Annotated in this window: 22 protein-coding genes and 1 pseudogene; 7 read left to right on the plus strand and 16 right to left on the minus strand. The window is 36.9% G+C overall.

Annotation, left to right across the window (positions count from 1 at the left end; genetic code table 11):
* Nucleotides 1-55: 55 nt before the first annotated feature.
* The 3 genes from bcrR to V2W16_RS02465 all read right to left on the minus strand — a co-directional run bounded on the left by bcrR (nt 56) and on the right by V2W16_RS02465 (nt 1,153).
* Nucleotides 56-670 (minus strand): bacitracin resistance transcriptional activator BcrR, encoded by a 615-nt coding sequence (gene bcrR / locus V2W16_RS02455; RefSeq protein WP_009269230.1) that lies wholly within the window; start codon nt 668-670, stop codon nt 56-58.
* Nucleotides 660-857 (minus strand): helix-turn-helix domain-containing protein, encoded by a 198-nt coding sequence (locus tag V2W16_RS02460; RefSeq protein ID WP_009246557.1) that lies wholly within the window; start codon nt 855-857, stop codon nt 660-662. The genes bcrR and V2W16_RS02460 overlap by 11 nt, the downstream gene beginning before the upstream one ends.
* A 128-nt stretch (nt 858-985) precedes the next feature.
* Nucleotides 986-1,153: a BrxA family protein gene (locus tag V2W16_RS02465; protein WP_329380897.1), complete on the minus strand. Its 168-nt coding sequence runs from the start codon at nt 1,151-1,153 to the stop codon at nt 986-988.
* A gap of 221 nt (nt 1,154-1,374) precedes the next feature.
* On the opposite strand from V2W16_RS02465, the gene V2W16_RS02470 reads away from it, so the two are divergent.
* Nucleotides 1,375-1,815, plus strand: a complete 441-nt coding sequence (locus tag V2W16_RS02470; protein WP_329380899.1) for a helix-turn-helix domain-containing protein — start codon at nt 1,375-1,377, stop codon at nt 1,813-1,815.
* Between the two features lie 6 nt (nt 1,816-1,821).
* Here V2W16_RS02470 and V2W16_RS02475 read toward each other — a convergent pair whose 3' ends face one another.
* On the minus strand, nt 1,822-2,484 hold the full coding sequence (locus tag V2W16_RS02475; protein ID WP_138268519.1) for a PleD family two-component system response regulator: 663 nt from the start codon (nt 2,482-2,484) through the stop codon (nt 1,822-1,824).
* A complete protein-coding gene (locus V2W16_RS02480) occupies nt 2,481-3,029 on the minus strand; it encodes a hypothetical protein (RefSeq protein WP_138268520.1) in 549 nt (182 codons plus the stop codon). The genes V2W16_RS02475 and V2W16_RS02480 overlap by 4 nt, the downstream gene beginning before the upstream one ends.
* A 190-nt stretch (nt 3,030-3,219) precedes the next feature.
* On the opposite strand from V2W16_RS02480, the gene V2W16_RS02485 reads away from it, so the two are divergent.
* Together V2W16_RS02485 and V2W16_RS02490 are read left to right on the plus strand one after the other, a co-directional pair.
* Nucleotides 3,220-3,453 (plus strand): helix-turn-helix domain-containing protein, encoded by a 234-nt coding sequence (locus tag V2W16_RS02485; protein WP_138268521.1) that lies wholly within the window; start codon nt 3,220-3,222, stop codon nt 3,451-3,453.
* Between the two features lie 57 nt (nt 3,454-3,510).
* Complete coding sequence (locus tag V2W16_RS02490) at nt 3,511-3,774, plus strand: hypothetical protein (RefSeq protein ID WP_329380904.1); 264 nt, start codon at nt 3,511-3,513, stop codon at nt 3,772-3,774.
* A gap of 27 nt (nt 3,775-3,801) precedes the next feature.
* Here the strand turns inward: V2W16_RS02490 and V2W16_RS02495 are convergent, their stop codons facing one another.
* The 5 genes from V2W16_RS02495 to V2W16_RS02515 all read right to left on the minus strand — a co-directional run bounded on the left by V2W16_RS02495 (nt 3,802) and on the right by V2W16_RS02515 (nt 7,838).
* Nucleotides 3,802-5,424, minus strand: a complete 1,623-nt coding sequence (locus tag V2W16_RS02495) for a recombinase family protein (protein WP_087231426.1) — start codon at nt 5,422-5,424, stop codon at nt 3,802-3,804.
* 99 nt (nt 5,425-5,523) lie between these two features.
* Complete coding sequence (locus tag V2W16_RS02500; protein WP_002334813.1) at nt 5,524-5,718, minus strand: hypothetical protein; 195 nt, start codon at nt 5,716-5,718, stop codon at nt 5,524-5,526.
* A 72-nt stretch (nt 5,719-5,790) separates the two neighbouring features.
* Complete coding sequence (mobV, locus tag V2W16_RS02505; protein WP_122790866.1) at nt 5,791-6,735, minus strand: MobV family relaxase; 945 nt, start codon at nt 6,733-6,735, stop codon at nt 5,791-5,793.
* A 182-nt stretch (nt 6,736-6,917) separates the two neighbouring features.
* Complete coding sequence (locus V2W16_RS02510; protein WP_008666017.1) at nt 6,918-7,313, minus strand: replication initiator protein A; 396 nt, start codon at nt 7,311-7,313, stop codon at nt 6,918-6,920.
* Between the two features lie 111 nt (nt 7,314-7,424).
* Complete coding sequence (locus V2W16_RS02515) at nt 7,425-7,838, minus strand: cysteine-rich VLP domain-containing protein (protein WP_058722955.1); 414 nt, start codon at nt 7,836-7,838, stop codon at nt 7,425-7,427.
* Between the two features lie 338 nt (nt 7,839-8,176).
* Here V2W16_RS02515 and V2W16_RS02520 point away from each other — a divergent pair, with 338 nt between their 5' ends.
* The 4 genes from V2W16_RS02520 to V2W16_RS02535 all read left to right on the plus strand — a co-directional run bounded on the left by V2W16_RS02520 (nt 8,177) and on the right by V2W16_RS02535 (nt 11,315).
* Complete coding sequence (locus V2W16_RS02520) at nt 8,177-8,974, plus strand: helix-turn-helix domain-containing protein (protein ID WP_002578724.1); 798 nt, start codon at nt 8,177-8,179, stop codon at nt 8,972-8,974.
* 24 nt (nt 8,975-8,998) lie between these two features.
* Nucleotides 8,999-9,769 carry a nucleoside phosphorylase gene (locus tag V2W16_RS02525; protein ID WP_002578723.1) on the plus strand — a complete coding sequence of 257 codons (771 nt, stop codon included), beginning with the start codon at nt 8,999-9,001 and terminating at the stop codon, nt 9,767-9,769.
* Between the two features lie 24 nt (nt 9,770-9,793).
* Nucleotides 9,794-10,570 carry an ANT(9) family aminoglycoside nucleotidyltransferase gene (locus V2W16_RS02530; protein ID WP_002578722.1) on the plus strand — a complete coding sequence of 259 codons (777 nt, stop codon included), beginning with the start codon at nt 9,794-9,796 and terminating at the stop codon, nt 10,568-10,570.
* A 199-nt stretch (nt 10,571-10,769) separates the two neighbouring features.
* Complete coding sequence (locus V2W16_RS02535; protein ID WP_161213558.1) at nt 10,770-11,315, plus strand: P-loop nucleotide/nucleoside kinase family protein; 546 nt, start codon at nt 10,770-10,772, stop codon at nt 11,313-11,315.
* Between the two features lie 724 nt (nt 11,316-12,039).
* On the opposite strand, the gene V2W16_RS02540 is transcribed toward V2W16_RS02535, so the two are convergent.
* The 6 genes and pseudogenes from V2W16_RS02540 to V2W16_RS02565 form a co-directional block, all read right to left on the minus strand.
* Nucleotides 12,040-12,168, minus strand: a complete 129-nt coding sequence (locus tag V2W16_RS02540; protein ID WP_329381049.1) for a helix-turn-helix transcriptional regulator — start codon at nt 12,166-12,168, stop codon at nt 12,040-12,042.
* Between the two features lie 129 nt (nt 12,169-12,297).
* The gene (locus tag V2W16_RS02545) at nt 12,298-12,474 is read right to left on the minus strand and encodes a hypothetical protein (protein WP_171020572.1); all 177 of its coding nucleotides are present in this window, start codon (nt 12,472-12,474) and stop codon (nt 12,298-12,300) included.
* Between the two features lie 133 nt (nt 12,475-12,607).
* Nucleotides 12,608-13,519 (minus strand): ribosomal RNA small subunit methyltransferase A, encoded by a 912-nt coding sequence (locus V2W16_RS02550; protein ID WP_329381053.1) that lies wholly within the window; start codon nt 13,517-13,519, stop codon nt 12,608-12,610.
* A gap of 199 nt (nt 13,520-13,718) precedes the next feature.
* Nucleotides 13,719-15,359 (minus strand): hypothetical protein, encoded by a 1,641-nt coding sequence (locus V2W16_RS02555; RefSeq protein ID WP_329381056.1) that lies wholly within the window; start codon nt 15,357-15,359, stop codon nt 13,719-13,721.
* 10 nt (nt 15,360-15,369) lie between these two features.
* A pseudogene (locus V2W16_RS02560) lies at nt 15,370-17,704 on the minus strand (VirB4-like conjugal transfer ATPase, CD1110 family).
* Nucleotides 17,679-18,050: a PrgI family protein gene (locus V2W16_RS02565; protein ID WP_138268525.1), complete on the minus strand. Its 372-nt coding sequence runs from the start codon at nt 18,048-18,050 to the stop codon at nt 17,679-17,681. Before V2W16_RS02565 ends, V2W16_RS02560 begins: the two are co-directional and overlap by 26 nt.
* Nucleotides 18,051-18,058: the final 8 nt, after the last annotated feature.

Below are 18,058 nucleotides of genomic sequence, written 5' to 3' on the forward strand. Positions count from 1 at the left end.
AAAAAAGCTCCGACACTTATCGTGTCAGAGCCTATTTTAAAGGGTTTATGGCATTTTACTTTGTTTGGGTTTGCTTTATCCAGACAAATATTTTAGCAACAAATAGCAGAAACATAAGGGCGGTTACATAGGGTTGTCTTGCCGCAGCGAAGAAGCAGATAACAAGCGTACTCAGCACGAGAGAGCATTTTGTGATTATGTTGCTCCATGATTCCTTTTCAAAACAAACACACATCAGTTTCGCTATCCCAAGTGCAATCAAAACAATAAAAACAATCCAATAGATTGCAAGATATATTGGGGTAGTGTCTGTAAATGAAAGTAGATTGACAGAATAAATATATCCGTCAACAAGGTTACCATACAACGGCAAAAGTATAAAAGTAACCGCCATCATATCTAATATTCCATAAATGAAACTGTAAATTTTTTTCAAGTTGGAACGATTTTCAGTTTCGGCAAGTGTAATCAGTTCTTCGCCCGATAGCAGTTCATCTATGGTCACAGAAAAGAATTTAGAAATACACTTGAGCGACTCAATGTTAGGGTAACCCTTGCCGCTTTCCCATTTTGAAATGGCTGTTCTTGATACATATAATTGCTCCGCAAGTTGTTCCTGCGTTAAGTTCTTTCCAGTCCTAAGCTGTTGTAGCTTTTCATTAAATTCCATGATTCTCCTCCTGTTTGTTCCTTGTTTTCATACGTCCATCAACGGGTTTTTCTGCATCTTTTGGTATCATCCATGCACGACCAAATTTTTCAGTTCCGTCAATGCGATTTTCCTCACATAATTTTTGTATCCGTCTTTCCGATATGCCCCATTTTTCAGAAGCGGCTTTCACAGAAATGTAATTCATAATATCAACTTCCTTTCGCAAAGAGTATATAATTATTATATACGGAATGACGAATAATAGCAAGTTTCTCTCCACTAATACGAAATTATACACTACTAAACATAAAATCATACTTCGTTCAAATATCATCACCCGAAATGTACAATGATATAGGATGATATTAAAATCAAGTTTTCTTCAATATTCCTTTTTTTTAGTTCTTGTTCATTCTCCCCGTCTAGTAAATAACGCCCTATAATTTTTGTTTCATTATATAAAAAAGGTTCCCCTGTTAGTTTTGCACTATAATCCTCCATATTTCCTCCTTTTTCACCCGTAAATTGACAATAAACTTATATCATATATTCTTTTATTTGGAAAGTATTTGAAGAAAAATAAAATAAATATTCGCAAAAAAACAATTATTTTTATGTTAAATTCGCAAATAGATATGTATAAGCAAAAAAATATAATCTATTTCCCCTAGAAAAATAATATTTGCCCAAGTTAATGGAATAATTATAATGGGTGAAGTTATATGATAATTAAAAATTTACGAGAAAGTAGAGAATTAATTGATAAAAAACAAAAAGATATAGCAGAATTGATGAAAGTTAATTTTACAACAGTATCTGGTTGGGAAACTGGAAAAGATACTATACCATTAAAAAGATTGATAGAATATGCAAATTATTTTAATTATAGTTTAGATTATTTATTCGGTTTGACTAGAACTAATGATACAAACTATCTTCCATTAACTATTAACCTTGATTTAATTGCCAAAAATTTAAAATTATTAAGAAAAAAACATAATCTTACTCAAGTAGATGTTGCTAAAAAAATAAATACTACTCAAGCCTCTTATGCTCATTATGAAAATGCTATCAATTTAATTCCTACTACATTTTTATATAACCTAACACTTATTTATTCTTCCTTTTCAATTGATGAATTATTAGGTAGAAAAAAGCAATAAGTCCTATTAAGATTTATTGCTTTTTTGTTTTTCTATTTTTATAAATTTTAACTCGTTGATTATTTTAGGGAATGTTTCTTTAACTTTTTCTTGCGTTAACAGTTTTGTAATATACTCATCAAATCCATAATACCCTACAAATGTATCTCTTTCATTTTCCGAAACTGTTAATACTATAACGGGAATATTAAAACCTTCTATTTCTTTTAGATGGTCTAGAGTATTTGGACCGTCACAATGTCCTCTATCATAAATATTATTTGTAATAATTAAATCATATTTTTCGCCATCTTTAATTCTTTTTACAATTTCTATACCACTTTTAGCAATCGTTGTTTTTATTCCCATACTTTCTAAAATGTATATTGTGTTTGATATAGAACTTTTACTATAATCGCCAACAAGAACATTTATTTCTTTATTTGGTTTATATTTTGTTTTTACTTTAATAATTGGAATCAAATCTTTTCTAACTTCTTTTTCCCACTCACCAACTTCATATCCACTTTTTTCAATTTCTATATCTAGGGTATCAAAAAAAGTATTTTTTTGTTTTGCATTATCATCTTCTTCATTATCTTTATTTTTTACATAATTGTATAATTCATATATTAAACAAATTAAAAATAATACAATTAAAAATACTAATATAAATTTTTCCTCGCTCATCTAATTTTACCTCCTATAAATTTATTTAAATTTACTTTATATTTTTCTTTTAAAATTTCTTTTGTTTTTTTATATATTTCACTTTTTAAACATAAACATTCGTATTGATAATCAGATCCAGATGTAATAGAAGCAAATAAATCTTTATCTTTGACTTCCCAAAGTTCTTGTAAATAATAATTTTCATAGCATTCATAAGCAAAAAGTGACGCAAATGCTTCTACTATACTTTGCTTTCTATTTTTCTTTACTAATTGCATATTTTCATATAATCTTTTAATTTCTTTATAATCTGAACTTGAAAGTAGAAATTCATTAAAATTAGGATTATCAAGTATGTTATAACTTTTTAATTCATCTCCTCCATCTTTTGAACTAGAAGGGAGTCTTTTTATTATTGCCTTAAAACAATTATTTTTTTCCTTTTTTATAAATAATTCTATACACCATATATTTTCATCAATTCCAATTATGTAGCCGTCTTTTTTATTAGTCACATCTTTCTTATCAATTATAAAACTTTCTTTTCCGTCCGTTATTGTCACAATGTCACTCCTCTATATTATTCTATTTTCCCAAGTAATTGGTAAAAAAAACACAGTACACCTAATAAATAATGTACTGCCTTCATTGTGTTTATATTATAGCACCTTATTTTTTAAAAGTCAACGGCTATCCGTGAATAATTTCTCCGGTTTTCCGTTAAAATATTACTGAAGAAATGAGGTGTGTGATATGTTATTCAAAGAAGCAGTAAGTAAACGAATATATGAATTATGTAATACTTACAATTATACTCCTAACAAATTGGCTGAATTATCTGCTGTCGCACCATCTACTTTACAAGATATGTTAGCATTAAAAGTTAATAAACCAAATGCTTATGTTATTTATCAAATATGCAAAACATTAAAAATTAAATTATATGATTTTTTTAATAGCGACCTTTTTGATAATTTAGAAGATTAAAAGACTATTCAATGTATGAATAGTCTTCTTTATATATTTTAATAAATAAATTGTAATTTGTATTACTTTTTAAATACTTTTAAAACGAAACCTAATCCCAAACCAATCATAGCAAATACATATCCTAACATAAAATTATCAAAAACAATTCCTAATGTATTTCCTATAATAAATCCTCCGATAATTAACCATTCTATTTTATCATCATTATCATTTTCTATTTCAATGCCAAGTGCGTTATCAATAGAAAACTCTAATAAAACTGCTAATTTTTTTAAACTATCAATATCAGGAATGGTTTCTCCGGTTTCCCTTAGTTAAAGATATTGTTGGGTATCTCAAGATGTGTCATTCGATTTTGCCGATAAAGCGGTAGAAGATTTCTACCTCCCGTTCCCGGCTTCCGTCCTCACTTTTGACCGCTTCATGGACAAGGATTTTTTCAATCAGCGTATTCAGAAGTTCAGCCGTCAATTCTGTGGGATTGACATACTGTTTCATCAGACCTATCCACTTTTCAGCGTCAACCGCTGTCTGGGCGGCGGCCTCCATCGCTTCGTGAAGCCGTTCAATTTTTGCGTCCAATTCTCGCTGTTCGCCCTGATACTTTTCGGACAGCATATTGAAATTGTATTCTGTAATGCGTCCGGCAGACCAGTCCTCATACATTTTTGCAAACAGGGTGTCTACTTCTGCTTTGCGCTTTTCCGCCTTTTTCAGTTCGGCTGTCTGCCGCTTCCTTGCAGTATTGCGTTCCTTGTCGCTGGCGTTAAGTAGCCGTTTCAGAAGTTTGTCCCCATCCTGCTGTGCCAGCACAGACCAGTATTGCAGACGGGAAAGGACATAGGCGTAAAGCACATCATAGCGGATATAGTGCATGGAACACTGGTGCAATCCTTGCCCGTACTTGCTACAATGGTAGTGGGCATAGGGATTTTTGTTCTGGCTGTTCATACCATAGGCCAGCGACCAGCCGCAGTCCGCACATTTTACCAGCCCGGAAAATATCTGTGTTGTGCCGTTCTTCTGCCGTCTGCGCCTGTTGCAAATCTGCTCCTGTACTTGACGGAACACATCTTCGGAAATAATCGCTTCGTGGGTGTTCTCCACACGATACCATTCCTCTTTTGGCTTGCGTACTTTCTTCTTGTTTTTGAATGAAATATTGGTCTGCTTATTGTGGACGCTGTGTCCGATATAGGTTTCCTCTTTCAGAATACTTTTCACCTGCGCTATCGTCCACGCATAGGCTTTTTCCTCCGGCGCTCCGGCATAGATATTTGCGAAAGTGCCGTATCTCTGGAAATTCAGCCAGCCGGGAGTAGGTACTTTTTCTTCGACCAAAATCCGTGTAATGCTGGCGGCTCCCCGGCCATGAACGGCAAGGTCAAAAATCTTTTCGATAATCCACCTTGTTTCCGGGTCAATCAGAAGATGGCCTTTCTTATCTGGGTCTTTGACATAGCCAAGCGGAGCATAGGCTCCATAGTGTGCGCCATTTGCGAACCGTGTCCGCATGGCCGCCTTTACCTTTTTGCTGGTCTGGCGGGCGTGCATTTCATTCAGAATGTTGAGGAATGGGGCAAGCTCATTCTCTCCGTTGATGGTGTCCACATTGTCATTGACAGCGATATAGCGGACGCCTTTGCTGGGAAAGTAGATTTCCGTGTACTGGCCGGTCAGAATGTAGTTTCTGCCTAAGCGGGATAAATCCTTCGTAACAACGCAGTTGATTTTCCTGTCCTCAATGTCATCAATCATTCTCTGAAAATCCGGCCTGTCAAAGTTCGTTCCAGACCATCCATCGTCGATATATTCATCTATGACATTCAGGCCATGCTCGGCGGCATATTGCCGGAGCATCATGCGTTGTGTCTGAATACTCCCGCTTTCTCCTTGCAGTTCATCGTCCCGGCTCAATCTCATATAAAGCGCCGTGTTGTAAATCGTAGTATTGTAAGGTTGTTTCACCGTAAAAATCCTCCTTCTAAAGAAACAACCCACGCTTACAATACTTTTGCTCTATGGCAATTATATCATAAGCGTGGGCGTGTTATCAATGATGGGCTATCAGGTTGAAGCGGCTTTTTCTGCGGTATGCCGCACCACATCTACAATCAGATCACCGAGGGGCTTCCCGCCTGCGGCGAAGTGTTCGGAGATTTTTATACGGTTGTTCCCACATACAAAATACTGCGTGCCGTTCTCTGCTTGTATAACCTGCCCTGTTCGGGGTGTAAAAATATCGCTTTCACTTTTTGCCATCCAGTGTCCTCCATATTCAGTTTTCAAGGTACAATGCCGCACAAAGGCGGCGAAAATTTCTGCTTATATCTATCACCTTTCCTTTACCGTGTGCCGCTGCTGACGTTTCAGTTCCGCCAGTATATCCGGCGGGATACGGTCAACCAGCCGCTGTAAATTGTCCAGTTCGCTTTTCAGCTTTGCCCGTTCCATCGTATCTTTCATCTTTCCTTTTTCGCTGGCCTTTGCCCTTGCTTCCAACTTCTCATTCTCCGCCAGCAGGTCATTGATTGTGACCTTGTACTTTTTCAACTGCCCGGAGAAATTCTCCATCTGCGGGAACCACTTTTTCAGCATGGAGAGGGCTTCCTCTTTTTTCTTTCCGGCGTTCAGCGGGTTAATGCCGTCCAGTGTGGCTTCAATGGCTCTTGCCTGCCGGGAGAGGGAAACCGCCTGTTTGAAAAGCCGGGTGGGGATATGCTTCCGGCCTGTCCTGCTGGCGCTCTCCCCACGCTCCAAGTCAGGATATTTCTCCACCATATAGGCGTGAAAATCGTCCTGCCACTTCGTCAGGTTTGCCCGGTTGCCGATAATCTCCTTTGCACACAGGCGGTTGTCCTTTGTCAGCGGAACAAAGGTCAAATGCAGGTGGGGCGTTTTCTCGTCCATGTGTACCACCGCCGACACGATATTTTCCCGTCCTACCCGGCCAATGAGGAAGTCCGCCGCCCTCTGGAAAAACGCCTGTATCTCCTTTGGGGATTTCCCCTTGAAAAACTCCGGGCTGGCAGTTACCAGCGTATCGACAAACCGTGTGCTGTCCTTGCGGGTTCGGCACCCGGCCTGCTCAATCCGGCTCTGAATGAAGTGGTAATAGCGTCCCTCCGGCTTGACGATATGGAAGTTGTATTTGCTCCGGCTTGTGTCAATGTCGGGATTGCTGGCATACTGTTCTTTCTGTCTTTCGTGATGGGCTTCCAGCGGCCTTGCCGGGTTGCCCTTGTGCTTCTCAAACCGTAAAATTGCGTGTTGTGCCATTCTGCTCCTTTCCCCATTCCTTTCCTATCCGGGGTTTTCCACAGGGAAAATCCCGCAGAAAATAGCTCGGATAGGATTGGAATGGATAGAATATAAATCAATCTTTTTATCTTTGTATTTCTATATACCGTCCGGTTTTCGTACGTCTCAGGAGTGATTTCCGTACTTCATGGGTACGGTTTTCAGTCCTCCGGTGTACCAGAACGGGATTTCTTAAAGTCGGTGTTTGGAACCGCTTCATAGGATTTTGGGAAAATGCGGTTGGGTTTTCCACAGCCCTGCTTCTGGATCTCCACCAGTCCGGCGTATTGCAGTTCCCGCAGGGTATTCACCGCTTTCTGCCGCCCACAATGGAGCAGTGTGACCACTTCACAGATAGGGTAATACAGGAAAATCCGTCCGCAGTCATCCGCCCACCCATTCTTGCGGGATAACTCTGTCCGGCGCAGGATAAAGGCGTACAGAACCTTTGCCTCGTTGGACAGGGGCTTGAATGTGGGGGCTTCAAAGAGAAAATTCGGGAGCCGGGTGAAGCTGAACGCCTTTTCCGGCTGGTGGATATAGATGGTATTTGTCATAGTTCGTTTTGTGGACGGTTAGAAGCCCGTTTTCCGGGGCGGGCGATACTTTATACCACCTGCCCCGGTTTGGGGCTTGCAAAGCCTGATAAATCAAGGCTTTTTTCGCTCCTAACTGTCCACAGCAGACCTCCTTTTCCGTTCACTTTCTGTTTTCTGCCGCCTGTGAACTCTGGCGGCACAGCCGGGGCAGTATTTTGCCCGGTTGGATTTGGGGACGAACACGCCACCGCAGACCGCACAGCGTTTCAAGTCCTTATCCCGGAAAATTTCCGCTTCCAGCGTCCCGTCCAGCGGCAAGACCGCCCAGCGGAACCACTTACAGCAGACCGAGAAAGAAATCGTCTGCGGGCAGGTGCAGGTGTCCCCATCATCAAGGACAATGCAGTTGCCGTCCTCACAGCAACAACACTCCCGGCGTATCAGGCTGGCCGCCTGTTTTCTCTGCGCCGGTGTCATGCGGTAAAGGGAACCGTCCGGCCTGCGTTCCAGTGGCGGCAAGTCTTTATAGGGGTTATCTCTCATGCGTTCCCTCCATTTTGCTTTCCGTTGCCGTTCTCCCCGAAAAGGTTTCCTGCCCCATTCCTGCGGCGTGTTCCGGCGTTGGCACGCTCCCCGCAGCTTCGGGACATTTTGTCTCGAAGTCCGGTTCCTTGCGGTGCTTCCCCAGCCGGGGTATTCCTTTTCGGACGGTCATTCTGTTTTCAAGGTGCTGTCCATCGATGAACTACCCTAAGTCTACACGAAAAAAATGCAATCCCCGGAATTTTGCGAGAATTGCATTTTGATGAAGTTTACACTTTGGATATTGCATTTTTGCAATCATTCTGTATAATGGAAGTATGCGGAGAAGGTGCGTATCTATGGCTTTACCCGGAACACCCGGACAGCGGATTTCCGATTTATGCAACGGGAACCACATCACACAAAAGGAGCTTGCGGAGAAGATAGGGGTTTCCGCTTCCCAGTTGAGCCGCATTGTCAGCGGCGAAACGAGAACGGTCAGCAGTGATATTCTCATAGGCGTGGCAAAGGAATTTAAGGTATCGACAGACTACATACTGGGCTTATCCACCGTGAGCGTCCGTAAAAGCTACGATATTTCTGAATTAGGCTTGTCCGAGGGAGCCGTGAGGGGGCTCGTGACGGGTGCTGTTGATGTGCAAATCCTCAACCGCCTGTTGGAACACAGGAATTTCCCTAAGCTGATAGATTTGATACGGATTTATTTTCAGGACACAGCGGCAAAAGGCATAACAGCAAGAAACCAGCTTATCGAGATAGCAACGGCTTCCCTGTCCGACCTGATGAAAGAACACCCGGAACACCGGGCGGAAGCAAAGCAGGATTTACAGCTTTTGAACGCCCAGAAGATGGGGGAACATGAGGCGGAGATTGAGAAAATCAAAAATGTGTTCCTTGCTATCCTGCGGGATATTAAGAAAGACATTGACAACGGGGAACAGCCGGGAGAAGCTGTGACCGCCGCGATGTTCCAAGCCATGCGGGACGCATTGGCGGAACAGAAGCAAAACCCGCTTTCCATTGACGATGTAGCGGCGATGGTTGCCGGACAGATCGGACAGCTTACGCCGATGGATGAAGAAACTGCCGACCTGTTCAAGCAGTTGGCAAAAAAGATGATGAAAGGAATAGAATAATAGCCTGTTATTCGAGATAATAATATGCCATTAGTAAAGCATGACTACCCTGTTTTAGAGTACGATACCGCATCAAAAGCTGTTTTTCAGCCGGGAAATGGGAAAAAATGTTTTCCTGCAAAAGCAGTGTTTGCTTTTTTAGGAGACGAGGTTGAAAATTATGCACATACCCATGATGGAATACAGATAGATGAATTTGAAAGTGCAACAAGACGATATCCTATTTATGAATGTCTTTATAATCAGGAGAAAATATGTCTATGTCCGGCTCCTGTGGGAAGTGCTGCTGCCGTCCAAGTTTTAGAATATTTAATTGCAGGGGGTGTAACAAAGATTATTTCCGTCGGCTCCTGCGGCGTATTGGAAGACATCCCGGAAAATAGATTTTTGATACCTGTTTCTGCATTGAGAGATGAGGGAACATCTTACCATTATCTTCCTCCCTCCCGAGAAGTAGAGATTTCAAAGGCTGGTATAAATGCGATTGAATCTGCTTTAAGCCAAAAGAATATACCATATTGGGAAGTTAAAACATGGACAACAGACGGTTTTTATCGAGAAACAGTAGAAATGGTTCAGTATCGGAAAGAAGAGGGATGTCAAGTAGTAGAAATGGAATGTTCCGCATTGGCGGCGTGTGCAAAATTTAGAAAAGTTACATGGGCTATGCTGCTTTTTTCAGCCGATACTCTTGCAGACCCTCATAAATACCAAGAAAGAGAATGGGGAAAAACAAGTATATCCATAGCCTTAGAATTAGCCTTAGACGCTGTTTTATCAGTTGTTGAGGAGTAAAAATAAATACATATAGGAGTTACAATGAATATAAATGAATTTCCACAACAAGTAAATCAAGTTATTTCAATAGCAGAAACCATATTACAAGGTCAAATATTGGGGATATATTTATATGGTTCAGCAACAATGAATGGGCTGCGTCCAGATAGTGATATAGATATACTGATAATTACTAAACAAGAATTGAGTAATTCAATCAGAGCAGATCTAACAAAGCAATTATTGAAAATTTCTGGCTCCGTAGGCTGTATTGAAAAAAGACCTTTAGAGGTAACTATTATCAATCAATCTGATATTGTTCCGTTGCAATTTCCGCCAAAATGTCAGTATATGTATGGTGAATGGCTAAGGGGAGAGATGGAAGCAGGAGAATATCCGCAAGCCTGCAATGACCCAGATATAATGATTTTATTATGGCAAGCAAGAAAAAATAGCATAACTTTGAAGGGGGCGGAAAGCAAAGAGCTTATTCCCGCTATCCCATTTCACGAAATTAAAAAAGCAATTCGGTTTTCTTTACCTGGTTTGATTTCCAGCTTTAAGGGTGATGAAAGAAATGTGTTATTAACCTTATCACGAATGTGGTTTACTTTAGTAACAGAAGAAATCACGACAAAAGATGTTGCCGCAAAATGGGTAATTTTAAAATTGCCGGAGAGATTTCCCCCCCTGCTAACAACGGCAAAGGAAGCTTATTTGGGAAATTTGTCTGATGAATGGGAGACTGTAGAAAAGGAAGCGATGGCACTTGTAGAATATATGAAAAAACAAATTGAGGAATTACTTAGAACAGAGTAGCAAAGTTAGCGGGGCCAATCAACGGTCAAGATGAACGGCGCATAAATGCGCCGCCGTTGACAGTCCCGCCCGTCTTTGCTGATGGGCAATCAAGGCGGGAAAGCCCTAAAATGGCTTCCCGCCCATTTCAATCTTGAGAGAAGAAACGCTCCAAAATCAGAAAGAGAGCGGTAAATCTGAATTGCGAGGGAGAATGTAGATGAATCAAGGAAGAATTATTGTGATTACAGGTTCGCCGGGAACAGGAAAGACAACAACTGCGTCGATTGTCGCAAAAGAATCGAACATGGATAAATCTGTGCATATGCACACAGACGACTTTTTTCATTATTTAAGCAAAGGAGCAATATCGCCGCATTTACCAGAGTCCAACGAACAAAATTTAGTTGTCATTGAAGCCTTTTTAGAAGCTGCAAAGCGCTATGCCCGCGGCGGATATGATGTAATTGTAGATGGAATTGTCGGGCCGTGGTTTTTAGAACCATGGAGAGCCCTTGTTCGAGAAGATTATGAAGTACACTATATTGTTTTAAGAGCCAGTAAAGAAGAAACTATGAAACGAGCTGTGGAACGTTCAAAATTAGACAGAAAAACAAATGTTGAATTAGTAGAAACAATGTGGGAGCAATTTTGTAATTTGGGGATATATGAATCGAATGTTATAGAAACGACAACCTATTCTATCCAAGAGGCTGTTTTTGCAGTAAAAGAAAAAATTTCAAGTGGAGCCGCATTGCTATCTTAAACGATTTCTAAAAATCGAAATTTCATTTATCAGAGAAATAGCAAAGCCAGTCAACGGTCAAGATGAACGGCGCATTTCATGCGCCGCCGTTGACCGTCCCGTCTGGCTTTGCTGATGGGCAATCAAGGCGGGAAAGCCCTAAAATGGCTTCCCGCCCATTTCAATTATGAGAAAAGAAACACTCCAAAATCAGAAAGAGAGCGGCCAAGCACTTTGAGGGATTGGTCGCCTTGTTCACCCATTCAGCGGGACGGCGGGTGGCGGTCAAGGCCGGGTGTAAGCCCGTTCATTTCAGCCTTGACGGTTGCCCGCTGTCCTGTTACTTTTCCGGGAGTGTAGCCACAACTTCGGGACACTTTGTCCACAAGTCGGAGCGTAGGACGAGGGACGGGGGCTTTCATATACGCCCAGTCTGCTGTTGAAACCAGACCTGTGCTTACGGCTCTACGCCACGCAAGCACAGCCCTGTTTTCCTGCTGCTCCAAATGCCCTTGCCCTCCCCGGCGGCAACGGCATTTTCACGGCAACGCCGACAGAGCGTATAACACACTACACTTTGCTTCGCAAAGTCGTGTGCCAAATGGGGGCGTTGCCCCCTTTGGAAACCCCCACAAGAAAAGGCGGTACGCTACCCCTCCACGGGGCGCATACCGCCTTTTCTTGTTATCCAGCCCTCCGGCTGTATCGGTTGAGCAAAAGTCAGCGTGGGATTGATGTGGTATCTTTATCTAAGTGAACCCCCTGTTTCCCATTTAGAAACAGTTTGTCTTGCAACATTTAATTGTTCAGCAAGTTGTTCTTGTGTCATATTTTTTTCTTTTCTTTTTTGTAGTATTATATCCTTTAATTCCAATATTCCCACCTCCAATATAATTTTATATTATAAATATATTTCGCACCACCTATTAGAAGTGGAATTTTCGCACTTCATTTTAACATTTAGATAAATTACTATTTATTAAACAAATCACTAAATTGTAATTTATATAAAACTTTTTTTCAAACCTTTTTTAAATACTAAAATTGCTTTTGCTGTTCCTGTAATTGACATAGTAACTAGCTCATAACCATCTTGTAACATTTCATTTGCTTTTTCTTCTACTTTTTGTGCCATATCATCTGCCTTTGGTGAATACTCTATAACAACTGTTTTATACATTTTTCCACCTCCTAATCTATCACAAATTGTAATTTATAATTTGCTTATTACTTTTTTCTGTCAACTTCTTTGTTTACACTATTGCTAATAATATAGAAATTGGAAATATAGCTACTGGATAAAATTCTTATTTTCAATTTTTCAATTTAAAAATTTTCTTTTGGCGCTTAGTTTCAAATTTCCAATAACCATGATTACGATTTCGATGTTTTTTTTGAATCTTGTTTTGATTGTTTTTCATGGCTTGTTCAGCATTTAATATAATAGCTTTTTTTTCGTTGGAAACAAATTTAAGAAAAACATCATATAGGTATAGCCATCCATCGTATGAGATCTCAGTAAGCGTTGACTCTAATTTGATTTTTAAAAACTTGCAAATGCGTTTTTGTTGCTCATAAGTAAACAATTTTTTTGTTTTATCTTTGAAAGTATTTCCAGACGCTAAAAATATATATGATAAAAAATTTCTATAGTCTGTCGCATCCTCAACATCTGCTGATGTTTTTCTTTGAAAGTGAGCAAAACATATTCGTGCATTTGGCACAGGATAAAAATCTGATGGTTTAAACTCATAAATCAATTCAGCGGAAAACCAAGGTTTGTATAAAAGAGACCTCAAACTTTCGTTATAAAAAGGCTGTCCAGAATACCTTAGAAAAGCTTCATACTGCATTATGAAATATATATCTTCAGGAGGATTATCATCTTCAAATACTTTTTTCATAATATCAGCAGTTATGTTAAATGGAATATTTGCACATACTTTATATGGTTCTTTTACTGATATTTTATATTTTAAAAAATCCATCTCTATTATTTGAACTTTTTTAGATTCTTTATACCTTTCAGATAAAGTTTTCGCTAATTTTGCATCTAACTCTATTGCTATAACTTTCTTGCTTTTTTTTGCAAGTTCATTGGTAATAATTCCTTTTCCAGGACCTATCTCAATTACAATATCGTCGTTACAAATATTACTCTTTGATAACAAGGTCGCTACAAGTTGTTTACTATGTAAATAATTTTGCGAATGTTCTATTCCCATAAATACCTCCTTTACAAATTACTATTTGTTAGTCAGTTTTTATATAAATAATTATACCATTTTTATTTAAAAATTTCTATCTTTTATAAAAAATATATAAATATGTATAAAGGTTACTTCTTAATTTTAGAAATAACCTTTTTTGTTTTTATTAATAATAATACAAACCCTAAAAATAATTTAATCAAACCTAATACCATTACTCTGCCTTAAAATAATTAAATTGTGAAGTCTTGCTAACTTCATAAGCATTCCACATTATAGTTTGACTAGAAGCCGGATCAACTATCATTACATTTATTGAATCAACTCCAGTTACTGCAACCCAATGCTGATTACCGGGAGTTGCTCCCTTTACTTCTGTCGTAATAAAATATCCTTGATTAAAATATTGTGTTATTAAGGCTAATTTTTCACTTCGTGTTTTTCCTCTTAAATTGACATTTCCAACATAACTAAATCCTGGAACTGCCTTATTGACTGCTACATATTGAAGATTACCTCCACTATCAAATCCATTATTTTTATTTAATGCTTCTACAAATGTGCCAGGATTAAACGGGCTTATTGTAGTATTAGCGCCTGACTTTTCAATAAGAATTGCTATTGAAGTAACCAAGCACCCTATCTTACCTATTGTACTATTAGTGTTACCTATTTTTATATTAGCCCAACTAGGGTCTGTTTGCCTCCAATTAACATATTCCCCAGAATTATTTACTCCATAAATTACTCCACTCCACAAATTAGCATATTTATCACTTGATAATTCTGCTAATTGTTTATTTTGTGCAGCATTAAAATTATATTGTAATTTCATATCTTCTACTGTTTTAGAAGTTATTTTTATGTGCAAAACTTTCTTTTGTACCTCTTTTGGCTCTTCATTAACATTTACACCTTGTTCTATTACTTTTTCAACTTTTACTTCAGAAGATAGACTATTCATATCCCAAAATATTTTTTTAAGAATACTTTTTTTATTATTGTCCATTGTGACAACATCAGTTGCATTTAGTCCATTTGATTGTTTAACCGTATAAATAAGTAATATATCTTTCCAAGAAGCCATACTACCATCTAAAACATAATCTTCGTGTGGGTTTGTATCCTGAATTGATTGGATTTTATCTGCAAACTCTTGATTACACTCTGCAACTACTTCATTCATAGTTACTGCATTAGCACTTGTTTTCTGATTAGAAAAAAATATTCCAAATATAGAATTAACTAATAATCCAACCAAACAAATAACTACTATTATTATTATTGCAACCCAGCCACCTGCAATTAATGCAGTAATTAAAGCCTTCGTTCCTGCAATTATTGCCTTTATTGCTGAAATAGTTGCCTTTGTTGCAATTCTAATACCTTGAGCAGTCTTTCTTGCAGATTCTCTCGCTAATTTTACTGCTCTTTGACTATTTTTTAATGCTTCTTGTGCTGTTTTCTTCGTGTTTTTTGCAACTTGTTTACTTGTTTTTATTGTATTTTTAGTATTTTTAATAGTAGATTTAACATTGCCTTTTTTCATTTTCTCTTTAAAGGCTTTAATCTTTACTTTTGTCTTTTGATAATTTTCTTTTGTTTTCATCATGGATTTTTGCCCTTGCTTATTAAATTGATGAATGCCCTCATCAACTGTTCTGTTAGTTGCAAATTTAATTTTATTACTAGCATATTCTACACTATTAATATCATCACTTACACTTTCTTCGGCTTTTTCTTTTGTTCTTACAATGGTATCTTTAAATCTTTCTGTTTGAATTGCTGCTTTGTTTAGTGTTTTTATACCTTTTTGGGCTACATCTTTGACTTTAATATTTGCCAAGATAAACACCTCCTATTCTCTAATTACCTTCTCCAGGTTTAGTTGTCATTAATTTATATAATTCGGTATTCGTAGGAAATTTGTTTATAAATGGAACAAGTGAACTACCTACTTTTAATAATCCTTGCCCTGCACCTACATTTGTTATATATCCCATCTGTAAATCAGATATATTTAATAATTTAGCAAGTTCCAATCTATCTGTACTTGCTTGATTAAGCATAACTATAAACTCTGAATTTGCTAACATTGTTCTAGCAGTATGACTTTGTAGTAAATCATCTACATTTTGTGTTATTCCGGTACAATATGCACCATATTTACGAACTCTTTTCCATAAAGTAAATAGAAAATTAGCAGAGTATTCGTGTTGGAATAACAAATATATTTCATCAATAAAAATAAAGGTATTTCTACCTTTACTTCTATTCATAGTTATTCTATTTAAAATACTATCAAGAACTACTAACATACCAATAGGAAGTAATTGCTTTCCTAAATCCAAAATATCATAACATAGTAATCTATTATTTGTATCTACATTTGTATTTTTAGCAAAAGTATTTAAACTTCCATCAGTGAACAATTCAATAGCAAGTGCAATTTCTTTTGCTTCTGGCTCATTTTGTTTTAAAAGTTCTTCTCTAAAATCTTGTAATGTCGGAGGTGTTCCTTGATAATTCCCTTGTTGAAAATGTCTATAAACCGAAGCAGTACATCTATCTATAATAGATTTCTGTTTTGGACCTAGATTACTTCCTCCAATAAGTTGCTCACATAAAGACAATATAAACTCTGATTTTAATATTACAGGATTTGCACCATCTCCATACTCGCTATTTAAATCCATAGCATTAATGTGATTATTACTTGTTGCTGATATATGGATTACTTCTCCACCTAAAGCATTTATTAATTGTGAATATTCTCTTTCTGGATCAATGATTATGACATCTGCATTTGGATCACGTAAAATTACAGATACTATTTCATTTTTACCTGTAAAAGACTTGCCACTACCAGAAACTCCAAGTATAAATGAATTACCATTTAGTAATTGTCTTCTATCAGCAATAATCATATTTTTACTTATAACATTTTGTCCATAATAAATACCATTTTCGTGATTTATTTCTTGAACTCTAAAAGGCATAAATACTGCAAGCGATTCGGTAGTAAGAGTTCTTAAAGTATCAATTTTTCTTACTCCAAAAGGCATTGCAGTATTTAATCCATCCATTTGTTGATATTTTAATATAGAGAATTGACATAAGTGTTTTCTTGCAGTAGTTAATAAACTTTCTGTATCGTTATCTAATTGTTCTTTACTATCAGCAGTATGCACCATAGTTAAAACGCATATAAACATTCTTTGGTCACGAGTAGTCAAATCATCTAAAAATTCTTTTAATTCTATTCGTTGTTGTTCCATATCGTATGGTATAACAGCACTAAAATTATTATTAGAATTTTGTCTTCGTTGCCAATTAGTTATGTTTGTTTCTACACCTAATCTTCTATTTTCTACCTCTCTTACGGCTTCATCCATAGGAACAGGAATTACATCAATACTCATCATCATATTTCTATTTAAGTCAGTTAGTTCTGCCACCATATTGTCTTTAATATAACTTGCATATTCTTTTAAAAATATAACTCTGCCATATTTGTTTCCCATTTTAAAATAATCTTTTTCAAATTCAAAATTATCTGGACATATAAAATCTTTAAAACTATGTCCTTTTCTCATATTTTGTATCATATCAAAAGTAAAAGCATTTTCCTCGCCTTGTCTATAAAAATCGTGTATCAAACGTAGTCTATCTTGTGCTTCTAATTCAATACATTTTGAACCTAATTGTGAAAAATGATTTATCAAATCAGCACTAATTCTTGTAAAATAGTTTCTTGCTTCTTCTACACTTTTTTTTATTAACAGATATTGTTAAAAACTTTTCTTGGGTAATTCCATTTGCTCCAGTTGCTTTATCTAAAAGCATTTTGTTGTATTCTTTTCTATATTCATCCAATTTATCATTTGCTAATGGTAGTAATATATTTTTTTCAAAGTCAATTTTATTTAATCTTCTATTTAATATAGTTATTTTTGTAGTGGCTCCTGTATCAAATGAATTAAGCAATTCTGAATATTCTAAAAACATACCCTCTTTGTCACTTCTACTTGCTACTGCATAATTTATATCTGTAAAACGATAACATTTTGAATATTTATTTTTTCCTACTTGAAATATACCATCTTGCCATATTCTTGTAATTGGAATAACATCTTGCACACCTTTTGGAACTATAAATGCTTCCTTGTCTTGCTTAAATAGTGTTTTTAATGTCTTCATTCTTTAAATCCTCCTTTTCTAACTTATCTTTTAATAATTCATAATAAAAATTAACTGGTTTAAAAGTTAATTTTTTTGGTATTAAAAATTCTGATTTTATATATGCATATATGAACTTCTCTGCCGGCATTCCATTATAAGTAATAAAACCTATTGCAGCGAACGGACTTGCTCCTAAAATACATACCCAAGATAAAGTTTCTATACCAAAATTATTTTTTAACAAAAAATAAAGTAATACTGCTACTCCACAAGCAAGTATAGAAAAAACGAACTGTCTTAATGACAGTCCGAAAAATATACTTTCTGTGTAATTTCGTATTTCTCTATTTATTTTAACTTCCATACTATTAC

Origin of the sequence: Anaerofustis butyriciformans (genome assembly GCF_036289385.1) — a bacterium.
Lineage (GTDB): Bacteria > Bacillota > Clostridia > Eubacteriales > Anaerofustaceae > Anaerofustis > Anaerofustis butyriciformans.

Excerpts from the sequence above, each read along its gene's own strand:
- V2W16_RS02475 (WP_138268519.1), bottom strand. The coding sequence starts at position 2,484 with ATGAGCGAGGAAAAATTTATATTAGTATTTTTAATTGTATTATTTTTA.
- V2W16_RS02465 (WP_329380897.1), bottom strand. The coding sequence starts at position 1,153 with ATGGAGGATTATAGTGCAAAACTAACAGGGGAACCTTTTTTATATAAT.
- V2W16_RS02525 (WP_002578723.1), top strand. The coding sequence starts at position 8,999 with ATGCCATTAGTAAAGCATGACTACCCTGTTTTAGAGTACGATACCGCA.
- V2W16_RS02520 (WP_002578724.1), top strand. The coding sequence starts at position 8,177 with ATGGCTTTACCCGGAACACCCGGACAGCGGATTTCCGATTTATGCAAC.
- V2W16_RS02545 (WP_171020572.1), bottom strand. The coding sequence starts at position 12,474 with ATGTATAAAACAGTTGTTATAGAGTATTCACCAAAGGCAGATGATATG.
- V2W16_RS02535 (WP_161213558.1), top strand. The coding sequence starts at position 10,770 with ATGAATCAAGGAAGAATTATTGTGATTACAGGTTCGCCGGGAACAGGA.
- V2W16_RS02515 (WP_058722955.1), bottom strand. The coding sequence starts at position 7,838 with ATGAGAGATAACCCCTATAAAGACTTGCCGCCACTGGAACGCAGGCCG.
- V2W16_RS02550 (WP_329381053.1), bottom strand. The coding sequence starts at position 13,519 with ATGGGAATAGAACATTCGCAAAATTATTTACATAGTAAACAACTTGTA.
- bcrR (WP_009269230.1), bottom strand. The coding sequence starts at position 670 with ATGGAATTTAATGAAAAGCTACAACAGCTTAGGACTGGAAAGAACTTA.
- V2W16_RS02460 (WP_009246557.1), bottom strand. The coding sequence starts at position 857 with ATGAATTACATTTCTGTGAAAGCCGCTTCTGAAAAATGGGGCATATCG.
- V2W16_RS02530 (WP_002578722.1), top strand. The coding sequence starts at position 9,794 with ATGAATATAAATGAATTTCCACAACAAGTAAATCAAGTTATTTCAATA.
- V2W16_RS02470 (WP_329380899.1), top strand. The coding sequence starts at position 1,375 with ATGATAATTAAAAATTTACGAGAAAGTAGAGAATTAATTGATAAAAAA.
- V2W16_RS02510 (WP_008666017.1), bottom strand. The coding sequence starts at position 7,313 with ATGACAAATACCATCTATATCCACCAGCCGGAAAAGGCGTTCAGCTTC.
- V2W16_RS02500 (WP_002334813.1), bottom strand. The coding sequence starts at position 5,718 with ATGGCAAAAAGTGAAAGCGATATTTTTACACCCCGAACAGGGCAGGTT.
- V2W16_RS02565 (WP_138268525.1), bottom strand. The coding sequence starts at position 18,050 with ATGGAAGTTAAAATAAATAGAGAAATACGAAATTACACAGAAAGTATA.
- mobV (WP_122790866.1), bottom strand. The coding sequence starts at position 6,735 with ATGGCACAACACGCAATTTTACGGTTTGAGAAGCACAAGGGCAACCCG.
- V2W16_RS02485 (WP_138268521.1), top strand. The coding sequence starts at position 3,220 with ATGTTATTCAAAGAAGCAGTAAGTAAACGAATATATGAATTATGTAAT.